The sequence below is a fragment of the Kitasatospora sp. NPDC088346 genome (genome assembly GCF_044740765.1).
Lineage (GTDB): Bacteria > Actinomycetota > Actinomycetes > Streptomycetales > Streptomycetaceae > Kitasatospora.
Genome location: NZ_JBIURH010000003.1, coordinates 361,164 through 383,681 on the forward strand (window position 1 = coordinate 361,164; position 22,518 = coordinate 383,681).

The 22,518-nt window shown below is 68.9% G+C and carries 21 protein-coding genes; 16 read left to right on the forward strand and 5 right to left on the reverse strand.

Annotation, left to right across the window (positions count from 1 at the left end):
• Positions 1-144: 144 nt before the first annotated feature.
• The 5 genes from mobC (at position 145) to ACIOFR_RS07590 (ending at position 4,669) form a co-directional block, all read left to right on the forward strand.
• Positions 145-699, forward strand: a complete 555-nt coding sequence (mobC, locus tag ACIOFR_RS07570) for a plasmid mobilization relaxosome protein MobC (protein WP_400993182.1) — start codon at positions 145-147, stop codon at positions 697-699.
• A complete protein-coding gene (locus ACIOFR_RS07575; RefSeq protein WP_400993183.1) occupies positions 696-2,420 on the forward strand; it encodes a relaxase/mobilization nuclease domain-containing protein in 1,725 nt (574 codons plus the stop codon). Before mobC ends, ACIOFR_RS07575 begins: the two co-directional genes overlap by 4 nt.
• Positions 2,421-2,626: 206 nt before the next feature.
• Entirely contained in the window at positions 2,627-3,010 is a 384-nt protein-coding gene (locus tag ACIOFR_RS07580) for a hypothetical protein (RefSeq protein WP_391551083.1), read from the forward strand.
• 137 nt (positions 3,011-3,147) lie between these two features.
• Complete coding sequence (locus ACIOFR_RS07585) at positions 3,148-3,318, forward strand: hypothetical protein (RefSeq protein WP_400993185.1); 171 nt, start codon at positions 3,148-3,150, stop codon at positions 3,316-3,318.
• 388 nt (positions 3,319-3,706) lie between these two features.
• Entirely contained in the window at positions 3,707-4,669 is a 963-nt protein-coding gene (locus ACIOFR_RS07590) for a hypothetical protein (protein ID WP_400993186.1), read from the forward strand.
• A gap of 30 nt (positions 4,670-4,699) precedes the next feature.
• Here ACIOFR_RS07590 and ACIOFR_RS07595 read toward each other — a convergent pair whose 3' ends face one another.
• From ACIOFR_RS07595 to ACIOFR_RS07605, 3 genes are all read right to left on the reverse strand, one after another.
• Positions 4,700-5,059, reverse strand: coding sequence for a hypothetical protein (locus ACIOFR_RS07595; RefSeq protein ID WP_400993187.1), 360 nt, complete (start codon positions 5,057-5,059; stop codon positions 4,700-4,702).
• Positions 5,060-5,769: 710 nt separating this feature from the next.
• On the reverse strand, positions 5,770-6,099 hold the full coding sequence (locus ACIOFR_RS07600) for a hypothetical protein (RefSeq protein ID WP_400993189.1): 330 nt from the start codon (positions 6,097-6,099) through the stop codon (positions 5,770-5,772).
• A 91-nt stretch (positions 6,100-6,190) separates the two neighbouring features.
• The gene (locus ACIOFR_RS07605) at positions 6,191-6,946 is read right to left on the reverse strand and encodes a HEPN domain-containing protein (protein WP_400993190.1); all 756 of its coding nucleotides are present in this window, start codon (positions 6,944-6,946) and stop codon (positions 6,191-6,193) included.
• A 353-nt stretch (positions 6,947-7,299) separates the two neighbouring features.
• Between ACIOFR_RS07605 and ACIOFR_RS07610 the strand changes: the two genes are divergently transcribed.
• Positions 7,300-9,162 carry an ATP-dependent nuclease gene (locus tag ACIOFR_RS07610; protein WP_400993191.1) on the forward strand — a complete coding sequence of 621 codons (1,863 nt, stop codon included), beginning with the start codon at positions 7,300-7,302 and terminating at the stop codon, positions 9,160-9,162.
• Positions 9,163-10,113: 951 nt separating this feature from the next.
• Here the strand turns inward: ACIOFR_RS07610 and ACIOFR_RS07615 are convergent.
• Complete coding sequence (locus ACIOFR_RS07615; RefSeq protein WP_400993192.1) at positions 10,114-11,460, reverse strand: transcriptional regulator; 1,347 nt, start codon at positions 11,458-11,460, stop codon at positions 10,114-10,116.
• Positions 11,461-11,619: 159 nt separating this feature from the next.
• Between ACIOFR_RS07615 and ACIOFR_RS07620 the strand changes: the two genes are divergently transcribed.
• The 8 genes from ACIOFR_RS07620 to ACIOFR_RS07655 are packed head-to-tail and all read left to right on the forward strand — an operon-like array spanning position 11,620 to position 19,058.
• Positions 11,620-11,826: a hypothetical protein gene (locus ACIOFR_RS07620; protein WP_400993194.1), complete on the forward strand. Its 207-nt coding sequence runs from the start codon at positions 11,620-11,622 to the stop codon at positions 11,824-11,826.
• Between the two features lie 57 nt (positions 11,827-11,883).
• Complete coding sequence (locus tag ACIOFR_RS07625; RefSeq protein WP_400993196.1) at positions 11,884-12,906, forward strand: UDP-glucuronic acid decarboxylase family protein; 1,023 nt, start codon at positions 11,884-11,886, stop codon at positions 12,904-12,906.
• Positions 12,903-13,781: a glycosyltransferase family 8 protein gene (locus ACIOFR_RS07630; protein ID WP_400993198.1), complete on the forward strand. Its 879-nt coding sequence runs from the start codon at positions 12,903-12,905 to the stop codon at positions 13,779-13,781. Before ACIOFR_RS07625 ends, ACIOFR_RS07630 begins: the two co-directional genes overlap by 4 nt.
• A complete protein-coding gene (locus ACIOFR_RS07635; RefSeq protein ID WP_400993199.1) occupies positions 13,778-15,286 on the forward strand; it encodes a glycosyltransferase family 2 protein in 1,509 nt (502 codons plus the stop codon). The genes ACIOFR_RS07630 and ACIOFR_RS07635 overlap by 4 nt, the downstream gene beginning before the upstream one ends.
• Positions 15,283-15,897 (forward strand): hypothetical protein, encoded by a 615-nt coding sequence (locus ACIOFR_RS07640; protein WP_400993200.1) that lies wholly within the window; start codon positions 15,283-15,285, stop codon positions 15,895-15,897. The genes ACIOFR_RS07635 and ACIOFR_RS07640 overlap by 4 nt, the downstream gene beginning before the upstream one ends.
• Complete coding sequence (locus ACIOFR_RS07645) at positions 15,897-16,865, forward strand: Gfo/Idh/MocA family protein (protein WP_400993202.1); 969 nt, start codon at positions 15,897-15,899, stop codon at positions 16,863-16,865. The genes ACIOFR_RS07640 and ACIOFR_RS07645 overlap by 1 nt, the downstream gene beginning before the upstream one ends.
• Entirely contained in the window at positions 16,852-17,820 is a 969-nt protein-coding gene (locus tag ACIOFR_RS07650; RefSeq protein WP_400993203.1) for a phosphotransferase family protein, read from the forward strand. Before ACIOFR_RS07645 ends, ACIOFR_RS07650 begins: the two co-directional genes overlap by 14 nt.
• Before the next feature lie 29 nt (positions 17,821-17,849).
• Positions 17,850-19,058 (forward strand): DegT/DnrJ/EryC1/StrS family aminotransferase, encoded by a 1,209-nt coding sequence (locus ACIOFR_RS07655; RefSeq protein ID WP_400993204.1) that lies wholly within the window; start codon positions 17,850-17,852, stop codon positions 19,056-19,058.
• Here the strand turns inward: ACIOFR_RS07655 and ACIOFR_RS07660 are convergent.
• On the reverse strand, positions 19,048-20,109 hold the full coding sequence (locus tag ACIOFR_RS07660; protein WP_400993206.1) for a phosphotransferase: 1,062 nt from the start codon (positions 20,107-20,109) through the stop codon (positions 19,048-19,050). The two genes, ACIOFR_RS07655 and ACIOFR_RS07660, sit on opposite strands and share 11 nt — an antisense overlap.
• Positions 20,110-20,372: 263 nt before the next feature.
• On the opposite strand from ACIOFR_RS07660, the gene ACIOFR_RS07665 reads away from it, so the two are divergent.
• Positions 20,373-20,981: a hypothetical protein gene (locus tag ACIOFR_RS07665; protein WP_400993208.1), complete on the forward strand. Its 609-nt coding sequence runs from the start codon at positions 20,373-20,375 to the stop codon at positions 20,979-20,981.
• On the forward strand, positions 20,978-22,402 hold the full coding sequence (locus tag ACIOFR_RS07670; protein ID WP_400993209.1) for a hypothetical protein: 1,425 nt from the start codon (positions 20,978-20,980) through the stop codon (positions 22,400-22,402). Before ACIOFR_RS07665 ends, ACIOFR_RS07670 begins: the two co-directional genes overlap by 4 nt.
• Positions 22,403-22,518 lie beyond the last annotated feature (116 nt).

Genomic DNA, 22,518 nt, shown 5'->3' on the forward strand with positions numbered 1-22,518 from the left:
CCCGATGCCGGCCTGGAAGCGCTCCTCGACTCGCCCACGTTCGCCCGCGACCTGCGGCGGGCGTTCGGCCCGGATGCCCCTGGCGGAGCCAGTAGTACCCCGAGTCCGACTCGCGGCCGGACACGGGGAGGCTCCGCCCCAGGGGTGGCGGAGCGGTCCCGGCGCGAGGGCGCGCCGGGCCAGGGGTTCAAGGCCGAGGGCGGCCCCGAACCGGACGAACTCCACAGCGTCCAGACGACGATCCTCACCGACCACCACCGCTACAACAGCCCCACCGAAGCCGGCGGAGCCGAGCCGCGCAACCGCCGCTTCGAAGGCGTCAAGCGCGAGGAGCGCGTCGGACCGCTGCGGTTCAGGCCCGACGAGCACGCCAGGCTGCAAGCAGCTGCTCTCGCCCACGGCTACAACGGCGTGTCCGGTTTCGCGGCCGACGTCGTCATGGCGTTCATCGACGGCCGGTTCTTCATCGACCTGCCCCTCGCCGAGGAGCGGCGGGCCACACACCACTTCCGCTCGGTCTTCCTGCGCAAGCACGACCGGCTGGGCAACAACCTCAACCAGATCGCCCGCGCCGACAACGGCGGCTACGACCGGCCGGCCCACAGCCCCCGGACCATCGACCAACTGCTCCGCCTCCAGACCGAGATCGCCCACGCCTTCCGCCCGTCCGTCACCCAGGAGTCCTCCACCCACCCGTGATCGCCGCCATCAAGGACCCCGGCTCCAACACCCGCGGCCTGCTCGCCTACCTCTACGGCCCCGGGCGCCAGGACGAACACCACGACCCGCACATCGTCGCCGGCTTCGCGATGCTCGCCATGCCCGACCCCGGCCGCGAGGAACAGTCGCCCCTCACCCAGCTCGCCCGCTACCTCGACGAGCCAGTCCACCTGCGCAACAGCGAAGTCGGCCTCAAGCTCACCAACCACGTCTGGCACTGCCCCGTCCGCGCCGCTCCCGAGGACCGCCACCTCTCCGACACCGAGTGGGCCGACATCGCCCACCGGATCGTGCAGGCAGCCGGCATCGCGCCCGACGGCGACGACCTCGCCTGCCGCTGGATCGCCGTACGCCACGCCGACGACCACATCCACATCGTCGCCACCACCGTCCGCGAGGACGGCCGCCGCCCCAAACTCCACGGCAGCGGGCGACGCGCCGCCGACGCCTGCCGCCAGATCGAGAAGGACTACGGCCTGCGCCAACTCAAGCCCGGCGACGGCACCGCCGCCAAACGCCCTACCCAGGCCGAGATACACAAAGCCCAACGCCTCGGCTGGAAGCAGACCAGCCGCGCCTGGCTCGAAGACCGCATCCGCGACGCCATCCCCCACGCCGCCGACATCGAGGAGTTCCTCGCCTACCTACAAACCGACGGCGTCGAGGTCAACATCCGCCGACTGCCCTCCGGCGACCTGAAGGGCTACTCCGTCGCCCGCCCCGGCGACCTCAAGGCCGACGGCACACCCAACTACCTCTCCGGCAGCAAGATCGCCCCCGACCTCTCCCTGCCCAAGCTCCAAGCGCTCCTGGCCACCAGCACCCCGGAGGAACACCCCACCGCCCGCCGCCACCGCCACAGCACCAGCTGGCAACGCACCACCGACACTCTCGACGCCCTCCACCTCGCCGAACCCGACGGCAACAGCGGGACCGACGCCCTCGCGCAGGCCCAGATCACCGCCCTCGGCGACATCATCAACGCCACCACCCAAGCCGCACCCCACGAGCTGCGCGCCGAACTACGAGCCGCCACCCGCGCCTACGCCCGTGCCCAGCGCTCCCGGGTGCGCGCCGACCACCAGGCCGCCGCCGACCTGCGACGGGCCGCCCGCGACATCCTCCACGCCGCCGACGGGCCCAGCGGCAGCGCCCTCGCCGCCCTGATCGCCGCGCTCGTCTGGGCGGCGGTCCTCGCCGGCCGCTGGCACCAGGCCCATGGCCACCACCAGCAGGCCCACGCCGCCGACCTCGCCGTCCAGCACCTGCAGGCCGCCTACGACCAGGCCGCCGCCGAACACCTCTCCGCCCTCACCCACCGCCAGCCCGCCCAGGAGACGATCAACGACCTCGCCCACGACCTGCGCGCCGCCGTCCCCGACCACGCCGCACGCATCCTCGCCGACCCCACCTGGCCCGCCCTCGCCACCGCTCTCGCCGACGCCGAAGCCGGCGGTCACCAGCCCCGCCAACTCCTCGCCGAGGCAGCCGCCCGCCGCGAACTCGGCACAGCCCGCCAACCCGCCAAGGTCATCCTCGGCCGCATCCAGCACACCAGCCGCAACCCCAAACCCAACCGCGCTGCCGATGCTGCCCGCCTGCGCACCACCAGGCTCACCACCCCCAGCCGCAACACGGCACAGCCCACGCCCGCGCCTTCGTCTCGGCCCGACACCCGCCCACAGCACCGCAGGCGCTGAAGCTCCAGGGCCAGCCCGTCTCGCAGGAGGAGCCTCCTCAGCCCCTGGCGCCACACCTTCCCGGGGCCAGCCCAGGCCGCTGCGGAGCGGCCACCGCAGCCCACGCCTGCGGGCCACGCCCCCGGTCGCCCGCCCACCGCCGGACGTCGAGCACCACCGCCAGCAGGACCACACCCAGCCCCCATCCCCCACCGCAAAGGACACCCGTGACCGACACCACCACCTTCGTCAGCCGGAACATCATGAAGCTGCTGTTCGACGCCGACTTCGTGTACCGCGACGACACCGACACCTGGTCCCACCAGGACGGCCGACCGTTCAGCGAGCCCGAGCAGGCCATCGCCGAAGCCGCCGGGGAGGAAGAGCTCGAAGCCCTCTTCGACGTGTACAAGCTCCTGCTCAAGCGCGACCTCGTCGACCCGATGGACGCCCTCCGCGTCCTCACCTACCGGTACTGGATCGCGATCCCCGACTACGACGCCGACAGCACTGACCTCCTCGCCGCCATGACCGACCAGGACCGCGCCGAGTTCGCGCGCCTCTCCGACGCCCTCACCCCTGCCCAGCGCATCGCCCTCATCAAGAGCTGACCCTCCACCTCGCCCTGGCAGGGTACCTGCCCGGCCAGGGTGTCGATTTGATGTCTTCCTGCGCGATCGGGAAGCATCTCAGCCCCTCCGTCGTCGTGTGGTGCTTGAACCCGTCACACCACGGAAGGGCACCGCACTTGACCAACCCCGCCGACGCCGACCGCAACCCCCACCGCAACGTCGTCCTCGCCGTCCCCCACCCCGCACCCCTCAACCCCCGCGGCATCACCATCACCTGTGCCATGTGCAACGCCGCCCGCGACTGGCTCCTTATCCACGTCCAACCCGACATGGTCTTCGTGCGCTGACGATGCGCCCACGAGTGGCGCGAGCACGACCTGGAGACCGCCGACGTCACCACAGCCCGGGACGACACCGGGGGCCACCAGGAGTGGGAGTCGTTCGAGCAGATGTACCGCGGACTCGGCTTCGACGGGCTGCTCGCGGGAACGGTGTGGAACCTGGAATGACCGGCCCGAGGCCGCCACCAACTGGTGGCGGCCTCCTGCGGAAGCCAGTCCGGCCCGACGGACCAACTCACCTGCCGTCACTGGCCGCAGAGTGTGATCGCGATCGCTCACGGTCCTTGGATCTTCCGGCCATACGTGTGCTACGTTCCGTGGTCCAACCGAAAATAGGCGACCCCGGCGGTGCTACCAACACCCCGGGGTCCGGCAACAGGAGCTATCACTCCCGATGCGTGTCCATCGTAGCGCCCACGTGCGCAATTTCACCGTGCTGCCCAACGCTGTCCTGCAGTACCGACGGCTCTCCTACACCGCCCGCGGCCTGCTCGCCGATCTCCTCTCCCGCCCGGACGGCTGGCGCGAAGACGGCCGGCGCATGGCCGACACCAGCCCTCAGGGGCGCGGCGCGATCCGCAAGGCCCTGAAGGAGCTGGCCGAGGCCGGCTTCTACCGGGTCGAGAAGATCCGCATGCCCGACGGCACGATCCGTACCGAGACCCACGTCTACGACACCCCGCAGCTCACGGTGCTGCCGGGTGCCACCCGTCCGGTCTCCGGTGAAGCGACCACCGGCGGTGCTGACGCCCTTGTAAAGGACCTGGTGAAAGAACCCTCCCTCCCCGCCGAGCAGGCCGACGAGCCGGTCCTCGCCAACGAGCCGCAGGCGAGGACGGGAGGACGGGCGGAAGACCACGAGGAGAAGACCGCCGAGCAGCCCGTGGCGGTACAAGACGAGCAGGTCCGCGAGGCGGTCGCCACCCTGTTCCGGGTGATCCGCCCCGAACCGCGCCTGCGGCTCGGCCAGACCGAAGCCGAGGAGCTCGCACCCCTCGTCGCGCGGTGGCTGGAGCGCGGCGCGACCCAGGCCGACCTCGCCCAGGCCCTACTGCCCGGCCTGCCCACCCCGGTGCACTCGCCGGTCGCGGTGCTCCGTTACCGCCTGGAACGCAAGATGCCACCCCTCCGACCTGCCGTGAGGCCCGCAGCGGCTCGGTACGCCGAGTGCACCAAGTGCCACGACCCGGTGCTCCACGCGGGCATTTGCCGGGTATGCGCGGGCCTCGGCACGCGAACGGTCTCCGTCGGCGGGGGTGAGGCGGCCACCCGCAGCGGAGCGGCCCGAGCCAGAGCGGCCCTGCACGCCGGGAGGACCGTCAGCCTGAACCTGGGTGGGCTGGCCACCGCTAGCTAGCCTGCCGCATAGGCGTTCATGCCGAGGCGGTCACGATCGCTGGTGTACGTAGTGCGCGGTGGCCAGGACTGCGGCCAGTTGTGCACGCACAGGCACCGCCATGGGCAGGGCACGAACTTGTCCGGAAGCCTGGAATTCGCGGGTTGCTGTTGCGATTGCCCGCCGGGCGAACCGTGTGGTCCCGGAGTCGGTGGGGGCGTGTCGGGAATGGCCGAGCCACATGCCAAGCGCGCGCAGGGTTACACGGTTCAGGTTGAGCCAGGCTGCGGCCCACAGATGCTCGGCCTGCGTGTGGTCGGACGGGCGAGGCTCGCTGCTGAACTGATCGGCGGTGTTGATGACGACACGGACAGCTTGGTCACAGCCAGCTAAAAGCACACTCTGCCCCATGTCTTGTGGGATGCCTTCCAAGGCTTCTTGCAGCGGTTCGACGAGTCGGCGTGCCCTGGTGACGAGATAGCTCTTTGCAGCCGATCTGACCCTGAGACCGTCTGCCTGAGTGCCGATGCGGGCTGTTCTCCTACCCGCCGCGCCTGCCAGCGATCATCAAGCCCGAGCCTGGCCGACACCTCATCGGCCCCGGCGCCACCGCCGCTGATCTCGTGCAGCTGCCTTTACCGCCGCGCTGTCTGTGCGGCCCCCTACAGTTCCGTCATGTCGAACTACCAACGGCCGCAGCCGAATCGCAAGCTGGTGTGGGCCGTGTACCCCGTCGGCACCCACCTCGACCGTTCCCGCGCCTCCTCCGGCGGGATGCGTGCTACCGCCCGCAATGACCGGGACAACTCGCTCGTCACCCAGGCCGAACTCTTCGATGCCGACGACCGGTACGACGACGGCTACAGGGACGGCCTATCGAAGACCTCATTGGCGCCAACACCCCGCTCGGGTAGGCCGGACGCTCCGCCGCTCCGCCGGAAAGCGAAGCAACCGATGGAACCGCTGCTGGCTGACAGCCGACAAGTTGAGGGCTGCCACCCGGGCACTCGGGTGGCAGCCCTCGACCTTGCTCAACGGGCGCGATTCCACCAGTCCACGGCCTCCACCGCCAGCACTCTTCTTTCCAGGACCTCGGCTTCCGCGCCACTCTCGGTGATAGCTCAACAGACGTGGAGGTCAGCCCACGCCAGGGCGGCCTTGCCCCATCGCGTCGCTCGCATCGGCCGACCGTCTTCGGCCTCCTCCAGGCGCTCACGCAGCCAGGTCGCGTCGGCCAGTGCCCGGTCGAAAACCGCCTCGCCGAGCCCGGAGGCCAGCGCCTTGCCGCTGGTGTATCTCCGCAGTCGACCGCGCAGCCCCTCGCCCTGGCGCTCCCCGGCCAGGCCCGCGTACACCAGCAGGCCGCTCTCACCCTGCCGGACCAAGTAGACACCCGGCAGCCTCGGAACCTCGGCGCCGATCAGCGGGACCCATCCCGACCAACTGGCCATGGCAGTGACTTCTTGTTCGAGCATCGGCGTCCTGGCCTGGAGGTTCTGGGAGCGTTGGTGTTGCCGAGCGCACTGAAAATCTCGGCTCGGCTCAGACCGTGGTCAGCTGGTCCAGGGCACCGATGATCGCCTTGATGATGGCCAGGTCGGCTTCGACCTCGGCAACGGAGATCGGAGCCCGGCCTCGTCCGCTTCGATCACCGGTGTGTGCGATGAGGTTGCGTCGCTCAACGATCCGTTCCAGTTCTGTGGTCGAGGTGCCCTTCCCGACCTTGCGGATCTTGTCGATCTCGGGGAAGAGCTTGCTCTTGCCCACGAGCGAGAAGAGCGTTCCGATCTGCGCCGGCGCAGGACTCGCCCGCTGTCGCACTTCGAGCTCGACGACCTGCCGAAGACCCCAGCCGGTCTTGGTGTACTTCTTCTTGATCGTTAGGTAGTCATCGACCGTGAGTGACAACTCCAGCAGCCGACTTGGCGGCGGGTCCTGCTTTATCGCCGCCGGGTACAGCTCCATGACGCGGTCGGCACAGAAGGTCTCAATGGCCGCACATGCGGCAACCAGGGACTGCCGGAGCAACGGGCGGAGATTCGGCTCCTCAAGGCGCTCGCGCCACTCGGCGTGTCCTGGCTTGAAGGTGACGAAGACCCGGTCGTTTTCGAGGCACTCCAGATCGGCCCAGTGCTTCTGGGGGAAAGACAGCGCGCTACCGAGTCGTTCTCGAAGCTCGCGCCGCATGCGGTAGGTCCGCTGGTTACTCAGCAGCTTGGCAAGCTCCACCAGCATCTCGGCGTCCTGCATGTTCAGGTCGAAGGCCGCTCGCGCGGACATCTTCGGTGGTGCGCCCATGGAGTCTCCGTCCCGACCGGCGAGTTCGTCGGTGCATTCTCCTGCACAGGGCGTCGACCTTGCATGCGAGATCCACAACTCGGCTGTTCAGCTGGCCAGGCGTTGGCGGATCGCTTCCGTTCACCTTGTTCGCGCGCGAGCACCTGCTGGTGGACCTCAGGGGCGGACCAGGCAGGTGGTCCTCCTTGTCCCGTGTCATGTCGGTATCTTCAGAGGCACAGTGGTCGCGCGGATCGCCAGACGGCCCGGTGCCACTAGGCGCTAGAGTCTTCCCATCCCACGGTTGCAGGGCGTGTTCCAGGGCGTGCTGTGGACCGCGCAAAATAGTCGTGCCCTGGAGACAAGGGAGCAACGTGCAACTCGTCGAGCTCGGCGTGACCAACTTCCGCTCCCTCGCCGACGTCCCAGGCATTCCCATTCACAAGCAGACCATCCTGACTGGGCACAACGACTGCGGGAAGACCGCAACGCTCGATGCAATTGCGTTCCTCCTGGGCGAACGCCAGATCGAGGACAGTGACGTGTCTCGGTTTGCTTCGGTGGGCAGGGAGAGGTCTGCGCTTCCTGCAATCGGTGACGACGGGGAACCTCGCACCGTCATTGTGGAGGCCAAGTTCGAACTCTCGGACGCAGAGGTCGAGCTACTGGACACTTCCTCTCCTGTCAGCGTGCGCCGCCGTTACGTGGAGGGCCAAGGCAGCCGACTGGAGTGGCAAACCAGTGTACCCGAGCGTCTCGAGCTGAGGACTCTGCCAGCCCTGAAAGTCGCAGAGCTGCGCGATCTTGCAACTGAGTTTGACCTCAAACTACGCGAGGATCAGGCAAACGTTAAGGCAAGCTGGTACGACCTGCTAGAGGAATATGCAGCCTCCGCTGCACATATCACGGACTGGGTCGAAGCCCCTCCTCAGCTGCGGGATGCCTTGCCGCAGCTGCTCTACTTCAAGGGTGATTCCGCTGATTCCCCCGAGGCGGTGGTCCGAGGCATTCTGACCGCCAAGCTCCGCGAATACACCCTCCTCGAAGACACCCGCCAGAAGATCACTGATCTGGAAACCGAATTCGCGGAGCGGCTTAAGGAGGACGCCGCGATCTTGCGCAAGCTTGTCGAAGAGCGCTGCGCTCTCGATGAGTTCAGCCTTGAACCGCAGATCCAGTTCAAGCCCACCATCAGCCGGGTCCCATTGGCCGCATCCGCCCATGGACAACACCCCGTGCCGTTGTCTGCAGCAGGAGCGGGCAGGTCTCGGCGCATCACGTTGGCACTATGGGAAGCCAGCCAGCAGCTTCTCTCCGGAGGCCCAGAGGGTGTCGAGGCCAACGTGATCATCGTCTACGACGAGCCCGACACGCACCTTGACTACGACCACCAGCGTCGGATCATGGAGATGATCAAGGCGTCGGCCTCGACCTCGCACTCCACGGTGATCGTAGCTACCCACTCGCTCAACTTGATCGATGGCGTGGATATTCAGGACATCGTGCACCTGAACAGCCGGGACGGTCGTGCGTACGTCCAGTCGCTTGGCGCCAGCGACACCGATGCACACACCCGTCGTTTCCTGTCCAACATGGCAGCCTCGCTGGGCTTTCGAAACAGCGTTCTACTCCACGAGAAGTGTTTCGTGGCCGTGGAGGGTGCGACGGAGTATGCGGCGCTACCGACTCTGTTCAAACTTGCATTCGGCTATCCAATCCAGTCCGCCGGCATCGCACTGTGGGCCTGCGGCGGAAACGACGGAGCCCTCAACTTCGCCAAGTTTCTTAAGGAACACAAGCGAACCGTTGTATTCATGGTTGACGCAGACTCTCCGCGCGACAAGCAAAAGGAGTTCAGCTACGACCGCCTGCTCAAGCAGGGCTTCACGAAGGCTGACTGCTTGTTCATCGGTGACCCGCACGAGCTGGAGGATGTGTTCAGCAGCGATCAGTGGGCTGACACCATGAACGAACACTGGCCCCGTGCGGACGAGAAGCCATGGGTATCCCAGGACATCGAAGCGCTCCGCCTCGACGGGAAGTTCAGCAAGAAGCTCCACAACTTGCTGTACGAGCACTCCACTCAGGCCCCCCGCCATAAGGATGAGATGGTTGTTGCGATGGCCCAACGGCTACGTAAGCCGTCAGACGTTCCCAAATCCCTGGTGGACGTCTTCAAGGACGCAGTTAAGATCGCGGCTACTGCAGGACCGGACTACTGGGCCGAGGAAGACTGATCTGTTCTGCGCGTACGGCGTGCCCGCATCCTGCTAAGCCGTTGTTCGCGGGTGGGTGCCTCCCACGCATGGACGCCTACTGATGCGACCCAGCGCCGCCCGTGGTTGACCTCCTCCTCGCCGCACCATCGGCACCCGGACGGCGCTGGCGGATCTATGTGCCGAACACGCACCAGCAAAGTGTGCATCTCAATGCCCTCCGCTCGATCCCGTCGACCTCGTACTCAAAGGCTCCCATGCAGCACTGACACCCGGCGGGTCGAGATCTTGTGGCCCAGCGTTGCGACCATCGACCGGTGCCGAACCGGGTCAACTCGTCATCGCTCTGATCTGTGAGTGTGGCTGGGTAGCTATGAGGTCTCCGGAGTCCCCTTCCCGTTTCCGGTCGCTCCTAAGCCGACGCAAGGAGAACGATCAAACGAGGGGTAACAACTCAGGCGGTCGAGGATACGTTCCCATGAGTGCGGCAACTGTCGCCAAATAAAGGGCCGTGTTGTGAGGTCCCCGCCTGGAGCCTGCTCGCTGACGGCCGGCCGCGCCGCTCATCTGGTAGCGGGTAGATCAGATGGTTGCGGTGAGTGACTGCCAACGGACTCTTCCTTGGTTGAGTTGGATCGACGCAGAGCCCAACTGCAACAGGTCCAGGCTTGACGGGGAATAGACCTGCCCGTCCTCGATGCACTCGGCGGTCACGATGGTCCGCTACTACCTGAAGCGCAAGAAACCACCTGCCCAGCCCGATGCGCGGCCCACAATGGCTTGGTACTCCAAGTGGACCAAGGGCGCCCCGGTACCCCAGTCGGGAATCTGCCGAGCATGCGCAGACATCTGCACACGGACAGTCGGCGTCAGCAGGGTCGTCGCGGTCACCCGAAGCGGGCCCGCAGGCCTGCGCCGCTGGGCGGCTTGGCAACCCCGTAGCGCAGCCTCAACTCGCTGAGCTGACAACCGTCACGCCGCCATCGCAGGCAGGGCCCGCAGGCGCTCGCGGAACTCGGCGACGGCGGGCTCGGCAGCGTGCGGCTTGAGGTAGCCGTCGAACTTGGTGAGACGGCTGACCGCACGAACGGAGTGGACCTTGGTTTCGAGGAGGCCGAGGCCGCGGTTGGCGGCGTCGAGGGCGCCGTCGAGGTCCTTGCCGGCGAGGCGGGCGGTGGCGAGGCGGCCGGATCGGACGGCCTGGTCACGGGGGACGGCGTGGTCGATGGAGGAGGCGAGTGCACTGGTGGCGCGTTCGACCTGACCGGCGCGGAGCATGATCTTGCCCTCGGTGGAGCTGAGCTGGGCGCCCCCGTACCAGGAGAGCCAGGTCGGGAGCTGGTCGCCGCCGCTCCTGGACCAGAGGTCGTGGGCGCGGTTGAGGGCGGAGCCGGCCTTCTGGTGCTGGCCGTCGCGGGAGAGGCTCTCGGCGTGGTGGAGTTCGAGGTAGCTGCGGATACCGGGCTGCATCGTCGAGGGGGTGTTGGCGAGCGCGGTCTCGACCTGGGCGACGCGTTCGGCGGGGTTGCCGTTGTCGGAGAGGTGGACGCCCATCTCGGCGAGGAGGAAGGCGCCGAGGGCGTCGTCGCCGACGGTCTTGGCGGCGCGCAGGGCGCCGAGGTAGTACTGCTGGCCGGCTGAGCGCAGGCCGCTGTCGTAGGCCATCCAGCCGGCGATGTAGTTGACCTGCGCGGCCAGCCCGTACAGGCGGGCTTCGACGGCTTCGGTGTGGCGGCCCTGCTTGAGCAGGGTGGTGATGATCGCGAGGTCGCCGCGGGCCTGCTCGATGAGGCGGGCTCCGCCCATCTGGGCGTCCAGGGTCTGGAGGGTGGCGACGCGGGCTTCCAGGGTGTCGACCATGGAGTCGGTCACCTGGTCGCCGCTGAGGGCGGAGGCGAAGGCGGGCGAGGCCGACGCCCAGCTCGCGGTGACGGTGGCCATGGCGGCCCCGGTGATGGTGAGAAAGCCCCGCCGATCCATATGACCACTCCTGACCAGTTCCACCAGTACGTCCACGGTACCGGCCTTTGTCCACGGCGCCGTGACGCCGGTCACCTCCCAGACAGGAAGCCACCGCGGCCACGGATTGGCAACCAGGGTGCGGGGATTGACGCCGAGGAGGTCAGCCAGAACGTACTGGGCGTCCGGCTCAGGTTCTTGACCCTGCTCCCACTTCCAGACCAGGGTCCGGTTGGTCGCCAGATGGATCTTCAACACGGCGCCGCGGTCGCGCATCATGCCAGCGAACTGGTTCTTTCCCCATCCGCGCGACTGCCGCAGGTAGGTGAGCGGGTGGACTGCCAGTGCGCTTTCGACCATCTCAACCCCCGGCTTTTCGGGCCCTGTTGGTGAGCGTACTGCTACCCGTCGCGACGGGGGCGCTCTCGGAGAGAAACCCCCTGGAAACGTTCCGCGACGCTCTGCCGCGCCGTGACGCTGGACCGACCGTCGTCCGAGGAGAGCGGAGGGGAACGTGCCATGGACACAGCCGTGAACCCGCAGCGAGGCCGCCACCGTGGCGCGCACCGTGACCCGCTGGGGACCGTGCTCACCGCGCTGTGGGGGCTCGGCCACATCGCCACGCTCGCACTGCTCGGGACCGCGGCCCAGCACCAGCTCGGTGCCGAGCCCCAGTTCGCGGCACCGCCGGCACGCGCTGTCCCGGACCGGGAACCGACGGCCTGAGGAACCACGGCGCCGTGCTCAGCCCGCCACCCACCTACGAGTTGGAGGAGAAGCACCGTGTCTCACCCACAAGCACTACCGCCGGCCACGGCGGTGACCAGCGCCTTCGTCCATCGCATCGCCGTCGTCACCGGGGCCGCCGGGTTCATCGGCTCGCACCTGTGCGAGCGCCTGGTGGATCTGGGTGCGGAGGTGGTCGGCGTCGACAACCTGCTGACCGGCCAGCTCGACAACCTGTCGGGCCTGCGCTCGGCCAGCGGCTTCCGTTTCCAGACCGACGACGTGACCCGGCCGTTCAACGTGGCCGGGCCGGTGGACTTCGTCTTCCACCTGGCCTCGCCCGCGTCGCCGCTCGACTACGCCCGCCACCCGCTGGCCACCCTGAAGGTCGGCGCGATGGGCACGCTCAACGCCCTGGAGCTGGCCGAGGCCAAGCACGCCCGTTTCCTGCTCGCCTCGACCTCCGAGGTGTACGGCGACCCGCTCGTCCACCCGCAGCCCGAGCAGTACTGGGGAAACGTGAACCCGGTCGGACCCCGCAGCGTTTACGACGAGGCCAAGCGGTACGCCGAGGCGCTGACTTCTTGCTTCCAGCGTTCCGGCAGGACCCGCACCCGCATCGTGCGGATCTTCAACACCTACGGGCCGAGGATGCGCGCCGACGACGGGCGTGCGGTGCCCGCCTTCATCCAGCAGGCGCTGGCGGGCGAGCCGATCACCGTGGCCGGCGACGGCAGCCAGACCCGCTCCCTGTGCTTCGTGGCCGACACCGTCGAGGGACTCCTCGCCGCCGCCGCGGCGGACCACACCGACCCGGTGAACCTGGGCAACCCGCACGAGATCACCATGCTCCGGCTCGCCGAGGAGATCCGGGCGCTGGCCGGCTCCTCGTCCGCGATCACCTTCGTCCCGCTGCCCGCCGACGACCCGAAGCGCCGCTGCCCCGACATCGCCTTGGCCCGCGCCCACCTCGGCTGGGAGCCCATCACCCACCTGCGCGACGGCCTGCGCCGGACCCTCGACTGGGCCGAGAAGCACTTCCCCCTCCAGGCCACCGCCACCGGAAGGAGCACCTCGTGAACACCGTCTCCCACCCGCTGCCCGCACTCGTCTGCGGCATCGACGACGGATACGCCCGCCCGCTGCGGACGCTGATGCACTCGATCGCTGCCGCCCACCCGGGCGCCGTCGACGAGCTTCGCCTGATCGTCCTCGACCAGCAGATCAGCGACGCCAACCGGCGGGCGATCCTGCGGGACGCCGACCGCACGGGCCTGCGGACCGAGCTGCGGCCGGCGCCCATGACCGACCCGCGCTACCCGGTCTCCGACTGGGTGAGCGGCGCGGTGTACGTGCGCCTGGCCATCCCGGAGGTCATCCCCGACGAGCGCCGGTTGCTCTACCTGGACGCCGACACCTTGGTGCTCGGAGACTTGCGCCCGCTGCTGCGGCAGTCCCTCGACGGGCGCCCGATCGGCGCGGTGCGAGACCCGCAGAACCCAGTCGTCGGCCGGGGCATCCAGTTGCCGGGCTGGGAGCAGCTCGGCGTCCCGTACGGCCGGGACTACTTCAACAGCGGTGTCATGCTCATCGACCTCGACCGCTGCCAGCGGCTCGGCGTCTTCGAGCGGTCGCGGCAGTTCCTGTCCGAGCACCCGGACAAGGTCCGGTTCTGGGACCAGGACGCGCTGAACTGGGCCGTCGACGACAACTGGCACCGGCTGGAGCGACGTTGGAACACCTTCGCCATGTCCCCACAGGCTACCCAGTCCGGGTTCGTCCACTACGCCGAGGCCGACAGCCCGCTCGCCCAGCTCCTGGAGGACGAGCAGACCGCCGCCCTGGTGCATTTCGCCGGCCCCGACAAGCCCTGGCAGGACGGCTTCCCGGACGGCCGGCTCCGGGATACCTACCGGCTGTTCCACGACTACGCCGACGCGGGAGGAGCCGAGTGAACGGCCGGAAGCCGTTCTGGCGGCAGCCGTCATGGTGGATCACCGCCGCCGTGGCCGCGCGCAACATGAACGGGCTACGGCAGGTCCGCCGGACGCTGGCCCGGGTTGACCAGCCGGCCCCGTCCTCGGAGACGGAGCCGATGGTGCTGCACCTCGTCATCCCGGTGCTGCGCGAGCAGCAGCACATCGCCGACGCGCTGGCGTGGTTCGTACCGCTCCTGCGCGACTTCCCGGGTTCGACGCTGACCCTGGTGTCCACGGCGCGCGAGGAACGCGAACGTGCACACCTCGTCGGCCGGCTCGCCGGGGCGACGGCGACCGACCTCACCGTCCAGCGCTTCCCGCAACTGACCGAGGACGAGCTGTCCGCCCTGGCCGAAGCCCTCGCCAAGACGGGCGAGCGTGCACTCACCCTGGCGACGGCCGCCGAGGCCCTGCTGCCCTTCCCCACGACGGCGGAGGTCATCGCGAGCGAGATCGCGCGCCTCCGGGAGCCGGTGGTCCGGCACGTCCACTACGAGGGCGCCGGGCGGAAGGCCGCGCAGGTGAACGCCGCGGTCGAACAGCTAGCGGCCGACTCGGCGGACGAGTTCGTCGCCGTCTACGACGTGGACTCCCGCCCCAGCCCGGAGCTGCTGCAACGCACCGCCGCGTTCCTGTTTCGCCACCGGGCTGAGCACGGCGAGTTGCCTCGCGTCGTCCAGCAGTCCGCCCGCTTCGCCGCCCAGGGCGCCGCCGGCACCTGGTGGGAGCGAGCCCTGTGCCGAGGCGCTGCCCGAGCGCAGACGCTCTGGACCCTCCGCCGCGAGATCCCCAACCTCCGCCGGTACGCCGACTCCGCCCACCGAGCGCGAGGCGGGCGGGGCCTGGCCCAGACCGTCGGCCACGGCCTGCTCGTCCGTGCCGACATCTTCCGGCAGGTCGGCGGGCTGCCCGACTTCACCGTCCTCGACGACGTCGCCTTCGGCTACCGACTCACCCTGGACGGCGTCCCGGTCGACAGCCTCCCCTTCACCACCACCGTGCCGGCGGCCGAGTACCTGCCGGAGCTGCTGGCCCAGAGCGAGCGCTGGTTCCAGAGCTACCTCGACTACCCGCAGTGCGCCGCCCGCTGGCACGCCCAGGGCCACGGCAGCCGTCTCGACCACGCCGCAGCGCTCGGGACCGGCGCCTACCGGGGCATGGCCTGGGTGCTGGTCTCGCCCGCGACGGCCGCCTGCCTGGCCCTCGCGCTCGGCCCGCGCACCCGCCTGCCGGTCCGGGCAGCGGCCACGGCCGCGCTCTGGGCGGCCACCGTCGCACCGGTCCGCCAACTCGCCGGGGCCGAAGGCCGCCCGCTGACCGTGCGGGAGACCGCCGTACAGAGCGCGGAGACGCTGGCCGGGCTGCTGCTCAAGAGCATCGGCCCGATGACCGCCCTCGGCCGCTGGGCCGCCACCGGCACCAGGCACTCGGTACTCGCCCCCAAGAGCAACCGCCGTACCAAGGACAGGGAGGCACCGTGATCCTCGGCATCGAGGGCGTCAGCTGCGTCGGCAAGACCACGCTGGCCGCCATGCTCGCCCCTCACCTCGACCAGCCCGCCGTCATCCCCTGCTACTTCCACGCCAGCCCCGACCCCACCAGGCTGCCGACCCCGGAGCCCTTCACCGCGGACCACCAACTGGCCAACATCGCTCAGTTCCTGCAAGTCGAGGACCTGCGGCTCGCCCGGGCCGAGCGGGCCCTCGCCGGAGGCCGGGACGTGATCCTCGACCGCACCGTGGACACTCTCCTCGCGCACGCGCACGCCGTCGGCCGGATGAACGGCTTCGACTGCGACGACCAGGCCCAACACGCCGTCACCAGCAGGGCCGTGGCGATGCCCGACCTGACGATCGTCCTCACCGCCGAGCCGGACGTGCTGGCCCGCCGGGCCCGCCTGCGCAAAGGCATGCCGACGATCTTCTACGACCGGCACTTCAGCGAGCACTTCAACGCCTACTTCGACCACGCGCTCGCCCCCGCCGTCGCCCGGCTCGACACCACTACCGGCTCGCCCGACGAACTCGCTACGCGCGCCCTCGACCACCTCCGTCGCCACCGGGCCGGCGAACACCCGATGCGGGAGGCATGATGAAGGCCGCGCTGATCGGCTGCGGCGCCATCGCCGGCCGCTGGGTCCGCTCCCTGCTCGCGGACGGCCGCATCGAGATCGCTGCCCTCGCCGACCCCGACCAGCAGGCGGCACGCGCGCTCGCAGACCGGTACGAACTGAGCCCCGTGTTCGCCACGACGCTCGACGAAACGCTCGCACTCGCCCCGGTCGACGTCGTCGTCAACCTCACCCCGCCCGACCACCACTACCGCGTCAGCCGCGAAGCCCTCACCCACGGCCTCCACGTCCTGACCGAGAAGCCCCTGGCCCTGAACCTGCCCGACGCCCTCGACCTCGTCCACCTCGCCCGCGAGCGCGGCCTGCTTCTGGCCGTCATGCAGAACCGCGGTACCGACCCCGGCTTCCTCGCCTTCCGCGACACGGTCCACCTCGGCGGCCGAGCGCCCTTCGTGGTCACTGCCGACACTCTCGTCACCCTTCCTGGGCCGGGATTCCGCAGCAGCCAGCACCTGCCCGTCACCACCGACCTCGCGGTGCACGCCTTCGACCAGGTCCGCGCCCTGATCACTGCGCCGCCGACCGAGGTCACCTGCATCGAGACGCCGACCGGCTTCCTCGCCCCGCACAGCTCGATCGCTGTGATCACCGTGCGTTTCGAGGACGGCTCGCTGTTCACCTACCGGGGCGGGTACACCGCGGATCCGTTCCTGCGAACCGACGCCAACGGCGACTGGCGCGTCGAGGCCCGAGGTTTCGCCGCGCGCTGGGCTCCCGACCCCGCCAGCAGCCGCAAGACGGCCGAGTCCGGGCCGCCGGCCTACCAGCGGTGCATCACCACAATGGTGGGCGCCCTCTATCAGCCCGGCACCGCGCCCGTGCCCGCCGCTGGCAACCTCGGCTCCATCGCCCTGCTGGACGCCGCCCTCCGGTCCGCCGGCAGCAGCCGCCCCGTCCAGGTGCCGGAGGTACTCGATGTCCGCCCCTGACGTCGTGGTCGACCGCCCGCACCCGCTGCTGCTCGACGCACTCACCGAAGCGGGCTTCGACGCCACCGGCGCCCGCTTCACACCGCTGCGGTCCGGAACGGACAGCCTCCCCTTCGCCGCCGTCACCCGCAGCCGCGACGAACTGGTCGTCAAGGTCCGCCGTGCGGGCAGTCGCTCGCGTTACGCGTCCGCCGCCTGGGCCTCCACGCGGATGCGGGCAGCGGGCATTCCCGCCGCCCGGATCCTCTGGCACAGCATCGAGGCCTGCGTCGAGACCCGCTGCCAGGGCCGCCCGATCGAAGCGGAACCCCTACAGCCGCAGGACCTTGACGTCACCGCCAGGGCCGGTGAGGTCCTTCGCCGCCTGCACGCCATCGAGGTCAGTAGCTTCGGCCAGCTCGACGGACACGGAGTCGGCCAGCACTCCACCATCCAGGGCTGGTTCCTCGCTCTGCCCTCCCGCAGAACACCGCGCCTGGACGACCCTGAACTGACCAGGCTCCTGGAGCGCGCTCGCTTCACCCTTGAAGCCGGAGCCGGCCGCCTCCCGCAGGCGGCACCGAAGCTCCTGCACGGAGACTGGGTCGGACGCCACCTCTTCACCGACGGCCACCACATCACCGGCGTCGTCGACCTGGAGAGCGTTCGCGGCGGCGACCCGCTGGCCGAACTGGCCGGCTGGTCCCTGCGCGAACCCGCCCTGATGACCGAGGCCCTCCTCACCGGCTACTTCGACGGACCGTTTCCCGTCGAAAGCCTGCTGCCGCTCGTCCTGTTCCGCCTGCGAATCGCGGTCTCGCTCCTGCACTTCCACGCTTCCTGCGACGACCAGGGCATGGTCCGACTCCGGGCCGCCCAGATCCAGGCCGACCTCGACGACCTCGACCACGGCCACCTCACCGCCGTCCCCCGCATCGCCCCCGACCCGCATACCTCCGGACGCCGCCGCCCGTAGGCAGCCCCGCCCCCGACTGGAAGGACGCCATGAACGACCCCAAGGTCACCCTCCCGTTCCCCCGCGAGCCCAAGTACGGGCAGGCCGAGAAGGATGCTGTTCTCAAGCTCCTCGACGACGGGCACCTCTCCGAGATCAACCGCGGCCCGGCCACGAACGCCCTCGAAGCCGCCTTCGCCCGCCTCACCGGCACCCGCCACGCGCTGTCGTTCAACTCCGGCACGGCCTCCCTGCACGCCGCGCTCCACGCGGTCGGTGCCAACCCCGAAGCCGGCGTCGCCGTCTCCCCGATGACCTGGATCTCCGCCATCACCGCCGTCTTCCAGGCCGGCAGCTACCCCGTCTTCTGCGACATCGAGCCGGACAGCCCCAACATCGCCGCCACTGCGGTCGCCCAGGTCGCCGACGAGTGCTCCGCCGTCCTCGCCACCCACACCTGGGGCATTCCCGCTCGCATGGACCAGCTCGCCAAGGCCACCAACCTGCCGATCGTTGAGGACTGCTCGCATGCCCATGGCGCCGTCTACCAGGGCCGGGCTGTCGGCTCCTGGGGATCCGCAGGGTGCTTCAGCCTCCAGGAGTCCAAGTCCGTCTCCGGCGGCGAAGGCGGCATCCTGACCACCTCCGACCGGGAGGTCTACGAGCGCGCCCTGACCCTCGGCCACCACCCCGCTCGGCTGGCCGACGAACTCACCCTCCCTGAGCTGAAGCCGCTCGCCACCACCGGGGCCGCCTACAAGTACCGGATGCCCGCCCTCTCCGCCGTCATCGCCCGCTGGCAGCTCCGTTCCCTGCCCGACCGGATGCTCGCCGCCGAACAGAACCTGGCCACCCTCCGCCAGGCCCTGGAGGAGTGCGACGCGCCCGTCGCCTGGCCGGAGATCGGCGAACTCTCCGTCCGCGGCTGGTACGGAACCCCGCTGGCGATCAACGTCCGCGTGCCCGACCCGAAGGCGCTCCACGAGAAGTGCCGGGCCGCTGGCATCCCCGTCCGCTCCCTGTACGAGGACTGGACCCAGACCTCGCTGGTGCAGCGCCCGGACGTGGCCGCCCGCTACTGGCCCCACCTCGCCGAAAGCCCCTACCAGCCGCCGACCCGGGACGCCCTGCCGAACTACTACAAGGCCCTGCGCCAGATGATCGTCCTCAAGGTGCCGCAGGTCCTCGCCCCGGACTACATGGAGCAGGTGGCCGAAGCCCTCGCCACTGTCCTGTCCCGCACGGTGCTCACGGCATAGCCGCGAACGCCTCCTGCACGTCCTCGCGCCGCTCCGTCCACCAGGCCAGGAAGCGCTCGGCGGGCAGGAACAGGTGGTCGCAGGAGTGATCGTCGCGGTCGTAGTGGAAGACCAGCTGCCAGTAGTCCGACATGCGCTTCCACCACAGCCGCTCCACCGCGTCCGCCAGCGCCGGCACCGGGATCGGCACCATCGACCGGTAGCCGGCCACGAACGCGGACGTCCGCTCCAGGTCGAGGAAGCCGTCCTCACCGCCGAACTGCACCGTGGCGGTGCGGGCGACCTCCTCGCCGAACGGCCGGACCCGGATCCGGTCCCAGTCGATCACCCCGGCGATCTCGCCGTCCCGCCACAGCACGTTCCGGTGCTGGACGTCACCGTGCGTCCACCCCACCGGGCCGACCGCCACCTCGTCGGCCGGGCGCTCGTGCCCGTACTTCTCCAGCAGCACCTTGCGCTCGGCCAGCGCGGAGGCCGCCTCGGCGTCGAACGCCGTCCGGCTCTCCAGGCCTGTGATCAAGGCGAGGAAACGGTCCGCCTCCTCGCGAGCCTCTGCGGGCGTGGTCACCGAGACGGTCACCGGCTCCGGCCCCGGCGGCAGTAGGCCGGCCAGCCGCTCACCGTTCAAGCTCCGGTGGATCCGACCGAGAAGAACTCCGAGGTCACCGGCCTGCTCGATCGAGAGCGCCGTACCCGGCAGGTGGCTCCCCTCCATCCACGGAATCAGGCAGTACCCGCGGTCGGCGACCTCGACCACTGCATCCCCGGCCGAGGAGACCCGTGCCCTGCCCACCGGCAGGCCATCATCGGCCAGCGCCGACAGCACGGTCAGGTTCCGACGCGCCATGGGCAACGGCACATCCATGATCCGCTTCAAGGCGAACGAGCCCTCGGCCGTATCCAGCCGCCAGTTCCCATTCATCAAGCCGTCCGACAGGAAGCGGCACTCCCGGACCTCACCCAGCCCGAAAGCCTCGCCGAGAACCGCCAGATCCTCTGTGATCTCGCTGTACCGCAAGCTGCTCGCGGCGTCGAAAGTCGCGTCTGTCACCCCACGCAGGCTAGCCGAGCCGAGCGACCGAAGCGGTCGGTTCAGGAGGTTTCAGCCGGCCTCGCAGTAGGGCTGGGTAATCATGCCGCAGTTGGCTCCCAGCCGTGGCGGGAGAAGGTGGGGCCGCCATCGCGGTAGGCGGCGAGCGCATGTGCGGCGCCTCGGGCGGCAGCACTGGCTCCTGCCAATCGGACGTTGAGACCAGCCGTTCGAGTGCCCCCTGCCCGTGGTGGGAGCCGCCGGAGTCCTCTACGCTGATCAACGTGGCAGTGGGGGAAGACGCCCACCTCAAAGGATTCTCAGGCGCCCGCCGGGCAAAGATGTGGCTTGAGGGCACGATGAGAATCTCGGGCGCGTATGCGAACACCGACTCGCCGTCGTGCGCCCGACGGCTGACTCTGGCATGGCCTCATGGTGGGCAGACGTTCTCCTTCGACCTGGGAGGCGCCATGCGGGGCGCCCCCTACCACGGAGACATGTTCTGTGCTGAGGTGAAGAACTACCAGCAGCCCAGTGACCAGGGAACTCAGTTCGACGAGTTCGTAGCGAAGTGTTACGTCGCGTGCCAGAACGGCCATCTTCTGAGTGATCACCTCATGTGGATCACATGGGCTCCCTTCCGCGCCAACACCTGGTCGCAGTTGGACTCGCCGAAGCATGTCGAGGCGGCGGTTCTGCTCCATCACGAACGCGTGTTCGGAACAGCTGACCGAGCTTCCGCTGAGTCGGCGATCGACCCCGAGATCGTTGCGATGGTCGCGTCGCGGCTGTGGCTGATCGTGCTGTCAGAGAAGCAGGAGACGCTGGTCCCCCTCAAGGACTGGGAAGCCATCGTGGCTGCCGAACTGATCCGTAAGGGAGAGCAGTGGTGAATCAGGCATCGCAGGCGATCATGGCCGCGCTCGACGACACGGATCCAAGGCAGCCCTTCGGCCGGGTCAAAGAGATCATCGGGCACCAACTGCGCCGGATGGACCCCCGAGCCGAGGTCATCGCGACAGGCTTCTTCAACCACACCTTTGCCCCGGACATGGTGATCCGCTGGCCTCAGGCGACCCGCACCCCCGACCGGCACGTCTATCTCCGAACAACGGCCAACCCGGCGGAGCTCCAGGACGACATCGCCCGGCTGCAGACCAAGGACCGACCGATGATCGTGTCCCTGGGGCAACTCGAAGCATCCCGTGCGGCGGCAGACCTCCAACCGTCAGCCACCGAACACCAAACTCTGCTCCTCGACACTCCGGCCTTCGGCGAGTTGGTTCCCACCCAGGACACCCCCAGCGTCCCTCGACTCATCTCCAGCTCGGTGATCGAAGGCGGGCATGGCGCCCTGGACGGCCCCGCGATCACCCGGTTCAGGAGCGCTGTCGTCACCGGCGTGGAAGCTGCCCGTGAAGGAGATGTCGCACCGACGCGCGTGGCAGTGGAAGCGGTATCCGCCCGGATGGTGCCCCTGGTCGCAGACCGGATGACGGCCTTCATGGCGGCTCTCTGGCAGGGCGGAGGCTCCACCCTGGCCAGCTTCCCAGGCACGCTGCGACGCTCCGGCCGCCTGGACGAATCCACCCTCGCCTACCTTCTCAGTGCTGAGGAGATTCCTGACAGCGGCTTCTGGGGTCGCCTGCTTCCCTTGATCAGCCTGCCGCTCCTGCTTCGCACACCGGTCCGCGACCCGGAGAACCTTCAGCACCTCATGCGGCCGGCGGCTCAGCAGTGGCAGAGTCACGTTTGCGCGCTTACTCCGGGGACCACGTCCAACGCGCCGATCGGCCCTTGGCGCTGGGCAGTGGATCAAGGCAACCTCGTTCTGCAGATGTCGCGCTTTCGGGCGTACGTCGCCCAGACGCAGAAGGATCTCGACACGACCGAAAGGTATGACGAGCCCACTCTGGACGAAGTACGCGCTCGGGCCGACCGGTTCTCCATCCCACTTACGTCGATCCGAATGCTCGTCACCGATCGACGTATCGGCTACGACAGCCCCGGAGACAACGTCGTCCACGACTCCCAGCTCGCCGGCATCAGCGAGGCGCTGGGCCAGGCTGAGGCGGTCATCGAGGCGGATGCGCCAACACCCTCCGGTGCGGTCCTGCACTGCAGCTTCACCTACCGCTTGGCCAGTGCACGAGGTGCCCGCAGCCACGTTCCCCTTGATGAACTCATCGGCACAACAGCGCGCCTCCTCTCCGACCTCACCGAACACGAAACTGACCAGCTGGCACGCCTGCTCGGCTCTCAGGGGCAACCCATAGCCGCGCCCTGGAACCAGCCGACCCTGTTCGAGTCGTAATGGCGAGTCGTACAGAAAACAACACGTCGCTCCGGAGAAGGCGCAGATCGAACTGACGAACCATCGCTCCAGCGTGATGATCTGATCTCAGACAGTAATCGATGCGATCTCGACAG

Coding starts and splice junctions, on each gene's coding strand:
- ACIOFR_RS07590 (WP_400993186.1), top strand. CDS start 3,707: ATGCGTGTCCATCGTAGCGCCCACGTGCGCAATTTCACCGTGCTGCCC.
- ACIOFR_RS07595 (WP_400993187.1), bottom strand. CDS start 5,059: ATGGGGCAGAGTGTGCTTTTAGCTGGCTGTGACCAAGCTGTCCGTGTC.
- ACIOFR_RS07600 (WP_400993189.1), bottom strand. CDS start 6,099: ATGGCCAGTTGGTCGGGATGGGTCCCGCTGATCGGCGCCGAGGTTCCG.
- ACIOFR_RS07605 (WP_400993190.1), bottom strand. CDS start 6,946: ATGGGCGCACCACCGAAGATGTCCGCGCGAGCGGCCTTCGACCTGAAC.
- ACIOFR_RS07615 (WP_400993192.1), bottom strand. CDS start 11,460: ATGGTCGAAAGCGCACTGGCAGTCCACCCGCTCACCTACCTGCGGCAG.
- ACIOFR_RS07620 (WP_400993194.1), top strand. CDS start 11,620: ATGGACACAGCCGTGAACCCGCAGCGAGGCCGCCACCGTGGCGCGCAC.
- ACIOFR_RS07645 (WP_400993202.1), top strand. CDS start 15,897: ATGAAGGCCGCGCTGATCGGCTGCGGCGCCATCGCCGGCCGCTGGGTC.
- ACIOFR_RS07650 (WP_400993203.1), top strand. CDS start 16,852: ATGTCCGCCCCTGACGTCGTGGTCGACCGCCCGCACCCGCTGCTGCTC.
- ACIOFR_RS07655 (WP_400993204.1), top strand. CDS start 17,850: ATGAACGACCCCAAGGTCACCCTCCCGTTCCCCCGCGAGCCCAAGTAC.